Raw genomic sequence first — 4260 nt, 5'->3', positions numbered from 1 at the left:
GCCATTTCCATTGCTCTGGAAAGCGGACTGAATGAATCTGTGATAAGGGAAGGTGTGCGAACTTACAAAGGTGTCAAAAGAAGGTTTGAAATATGGGTGCAGGAAGAAGATAGGGTATTCATAGATGACTATGCCCATCATCCCGAGGAGATTAGGGCTTTTCTGACTTCTGTAAAAGCCATGTATCCTGATAAAAAACTGACGGCTATTTTCCAGCCACATTTATATACCAGAACAAGAGATTTTGCTGAGGGATTTTCGGAGAGTCTTTCACTGGCCGATGAAGTAGTATTACTGGATATATATCCGGCAAGGGAACTGCCGATAGAAGGTGTGACGGCATCCATGCTTTTAGATGGAATTACTTCTGCAAAGAAGTCACTTCAGACAAAAGAAGGATTATTGGATTATTTGGAAAGGAGTAGCCCTGAGGTCTTGGTGACTTTAGGGGCCGGGGATATTGACAGATTGGTATCACCGATCGCTAACTGGATGAAGCATCATGAAAATTAGAATCAAAAATTCACTGATATTCTCATCACTGGTACTTGTACTGGTGGTATTCATTGGTTTTGTGGAAAAAAAGGATTCAGAGAGGACCTTAAGCGGGATGGAAGTAAGGGTAAAGGGAATAGCAGATGTCTATTTTGTCAATGAAAAAGACATACTGAAAGCCCTTCAAACTGAGTTTCCATTGTTACAGCCCGGCATTTCCATGAAGGAAGTAGATCTCAATAAGATTGAAAAGAAGGTTGAAACCCATCCTTTTGTGAGGAAGGCAGAGGTTTTTGCCGATTTGAAAGGACAGGTGATGATTGAGATCGCGCAACATATTCCCATGGCCAGGATTGTCAGACCCAATGCTGCCGATGGTTATATATCCACAGAGGGCAGGATTTTGCCTACTTCCCCACAGTACACCACTAGGGTGATGACTTTGGGAGGAACTTATGCAGAAAGTCTTCTGAAGTTGGAAGACATAACTGAGAGTCATTCGGATTTGATGGAATTGATCAGATTCATTTACAGGGATGAATTCTGGAGGGCGCAGGTTGCCGGAATGGATATTTCCAAAAAATCAGATATCAGATTGCATCAGCAGGTCGGCAAGCAGGTGATAGAGTTTGGTGATGCAAAGGACATTCAGGATAAATTCAAAAAAATTAACCTGTTCTATGAGGAAATCCTACCTAAAAAAGGCTGGAATACTTACAGCAGGGTCAATGTAAAATATAAGGGCCAGATTGTTTGTGAATAATTGAAATCGCTATGGAAAATAACAAATTGATTGTAGGACTGGATATCGGAACCACCAAAATATGCGCCATCATCGGGCGGAAAAATGAATTTGGTAAGCTTGAGGTTCTCGGTATGGGCAAGGCTGTATCTGATGGGGTCATCAGAGGGATAGTCACCAATATTGACAAAACCGTCAATGCCATCCAAAAAGCTGTACATGAAGCCTCTGAAATGGCAGATGTGGACATTGTTGAGGTGATTGTCGGGATTGCCGGTCAGCATATCCGCAGCACTGTCCACCACGGGGTCATTATCAGACATCCCAATCAGGATGAAATTACAGTGGAGGATGTCAGGAGACTTTCCAATGACATGGAAAACATCGTGGTCCCTCCGGGAAACACCATCATCCATGTGATGCCGCAGGATTATACCGTCGATTACGAAGACGGCATCAAGGATCCTGTGGGGATATCAGGTTCCAGATTAGAAGCGGATTTCCATATTATCACAGCCCAGACCACAGCTATCAACAACATTAACCGATGCGTCAAACGTGCCAGTTTGGTTTCACAGGATTTAATATTGGAGCCACTTGCCAGTTCACTTTCAGTCCTTAGTGAACAGGATAAGGAAGCTGGAGTGTGTTTGGTGGACATCGGTGGGGGCACCACTGACATAGCGATTTTTTATGACAATATCATCAGACATACCGCAGTCATCCCTTTAGGAGGAAATATCATCACCTCCGATATCAAAGAAGGCTGTATGGTCCTGCACCATCAGGCCGAACTGCTCAAAACCAAATTCGGGAAAGCCATAACGGAAGAGGCAAATCCCAATGAGATTGTCTCCATACCAGGCTTGCGTAACAGGCAACCAAAAGAAATATCCATCAAAAATCTGGCTGCAATCATTCAGGCCAGAATGGAAGAAATAGTAGAATATGTACAGAATGAATTGGTAGCAAGTGGTCATTACAAAAAGCTTACCGGAGGCATTGTCCTGACCGGAGGTGGTTCCCAGTTACAGGGAGTCGCACAGTTGTTTGAATACATGACAGGTTTGGATACCAGGATCGGTTATCCCAATGAACACTTAGGAAAATGTAAGGTAGAGGAGGTCAAAAGCCCGATGTATGCCACTTCAGTCGGATTGGTATTGGCAGGGTTTAGGTCATTGGATGAAAGAGAGAACAATTACAGGATCCGAAAAGAATCCATCTTGCAACCAAAAGTTCAGGCCAAACCCAGTAAGACTGAATTTGGCCCGAACATATTCTCTAGTATAGGAAAGAAACTGAAAGATATCATCACCAATGATATGAATGAAGATAGTAATTACTAGGGCTTATCATACTAGGGAAGCAGGGAACTTTGTCCCCTGTTTCCCTCTCAACAAAAACCATACTCAACGAAAAAATAATTTCACCAATTAATAAAAAATGTCAGATAATATGAAAGATTACAAGTTTGATCTTCCGAAAAATCACAAATCAATTATCAAAGTGATTGGTGTAGGAGGAGGTGGTTCCAATGCCGTGAACCACATGTACAATATGGGAATCAAGGATGTGGAGTTTGTGGTTGTCAACACAGACGCCCAAGCTTTACAAAGCAGTCCTGTTCCCTTGAAATTGCAGTTAGGTGCCCACCTTACAGAAGGTCTGGGCGCAGGTGCCAACCCCGAAAAGGGAAGGAATGCGGCCATAGAAAGCCGTGAAGAAATCAGAGATCTGCTTTCAGATAATACCAAGATGGTGTTTATCACGGCAGGTATGGGAGGCGGTACCGGTACCGGTGCAGCTCCGGTTATTGCCAAAATCGCCAAGGATTTGGACATACTCACAGTAGGTATCGTGACAGCCCCTTTTGTATTTGAAGGTAGAAAAAAAATGCAGGCAGCACAGGCTGGAATAGAATCCCTGCGTGAAAACTGTGATACCGTGTTGGTCATTCTCAATGATAAACTCAGGGAAATCTATGGGAACCTGGCCATCCGATCTGCTTTTGCCAAAGCGGACAATGTCCTGACCACGGCTGCCAAATCCATTGCTGAAATCATCACTGTACATCAGGATGTGAATGTGGATTTTGAGGATGTCAAAACAGTGATGAAAGAAGCAGGTGCTGCGGTAATGGGTTCTGCCACAGAAGAAGGTGATGGCCGTGCTATCCGTGCTGCTGAAAAAGCAATTGCTTCTCCATTGTTGAACAACGTGGATATTAGGGGTGCGCAAAAAATCCTTCTTTCCATCATGAGTGGTGAGGACGATGAATTGTCCATGGATGAGTTGAGCGAAATTACCGAGTATATACAGGAAAGAGCCGGTGATGAAGCTGAGGTGATTTTTGGTCAGGGAATTGATGCAGACCTCAACAAATCCATCAGGGTTACTGTCATTGCCACAGGTTTTGAAATGGATAAATTGACCAATGCTTCTCCTTCAGGTAGGAAAGAGGAAAATATTGCGTTGGCAACCATCGAAGAAACTGAGGAAGATGATGTGAAAAAAGTAATACACTTGGAATCAGGAAAAACTTCAAGAGTAGAGGAAGAAAGCACCCCCCAACCCGGTCAGACTTTCACTTTCACTTTCAACAAACCAGCATTTACTCCCGCTAATGACAACAAACCATTGGAAGAACCCCAAAAAACCGAAGAGAAACCTGAACCTTTAGAAATAGAGGATCAGATCAAACCTGAACCGGTTTTTGAATTTGTTCCTGTAAAATCAGAACCCACCAAAGTGGTTTTTGAATTGGAAAGCGAAGAAGAGAAAAAACCGGAAATGGCTAAAGCCTCTGAGAAAGAGGAAGCGGCCAAACCACAGTACAGCAATGATTACTATGAACAGGTAAAGCAAAAAGCCATTCAAAGGGCACATGAACGTTTTGAAAGATTAAAAGGAATCAAGACATTCAACCAACACCCTGAAGAATTCAAGGATAAGTTGGAAACTCCGGCCTTTGTAAGAAAGCAGGTTAAACTTGCAGAGGTACAGCACAGTTCAGAAAGAAA

General features: G+C 43.2%; 4 protein-coding genes. All 4 read left to right on the top strand.

What is annotated here, in order from left to right; genetic code table 11:
• Positions 1-513, top strand: a 513-nt coding sequence (locus tag ACEW8O_RS11290; RefSeq protein WP_373494734.1) for a glutamate ligase domain-containing protein, incomplete at its 5' end; no start/stop codon positions are given.
• Positions 503-1258 carry a cell division protein FtsQ/DivIB gene (locus ACEW8O_RS11285; RefSeq protein ID WP_373494733.1) on the top strand — a complete coding sequence of 252 codons (756 nt, stop codon included), beginning with the start codon at positions 503-505 and terminating at the stop codon, positions 1256-1258. The genes ACEW8O_RS11290 and ACEW8O_RS11285, both read left to right, overlap by 11 nt.
• 11 nt (positions 1259-1269) lie before the next feature.
• The gene (gene ftsA / locus ACEW8O_RS11280; protein ID WP_373494732.1) at positions 1270-2586 is read left to right on the top strand and encodes a cell division protein FtsA; all 1317 of its coding nucleotides are present in this window, start codon (positions 1270-1272) and stop codon (positions 2584-2586) included.
• A 109-nt stretch (positions 2587-2695) separates the two neighbouring features.
• Positions 2696-4260: cell division protein FtsZ (ftsZ, locus tag ACEW8O_RS11275; RefSeq protein WP_373494735.1), on the top strand; the 1565-nt coding region annotated here is incomplete at its 3' end.

The organism is Aquiflexum sp. (assembly GCF_041749095.1).
In the GTDB taxonomy this organism is placed as follows: domain Bacteria; phylum Bacteroidota; class Bacteroidia; order Cytophagales; family Cyclobacteriaceae; genus Aquiflexum.
This window is presented reverse-complemented; position numbering and strand designations above follow the sequence as displayed.

Bases quoted from the DNA above. Each gene is read 5' to 3' on its own strand.
- ftsA (WP_373494732.1), top strand. From the start codon at position 1,270: ATGGAAAATAACAAATTGATTGTAGGACTGGATATCGGAACCACCAAA.
- ACEW8O_RS11285 (WP_373494733.1), top strand. From the start codon at position 503: ATGAAAATTAGAATCAAAAATTCACTGATATTCTCATCACTGGTACTT.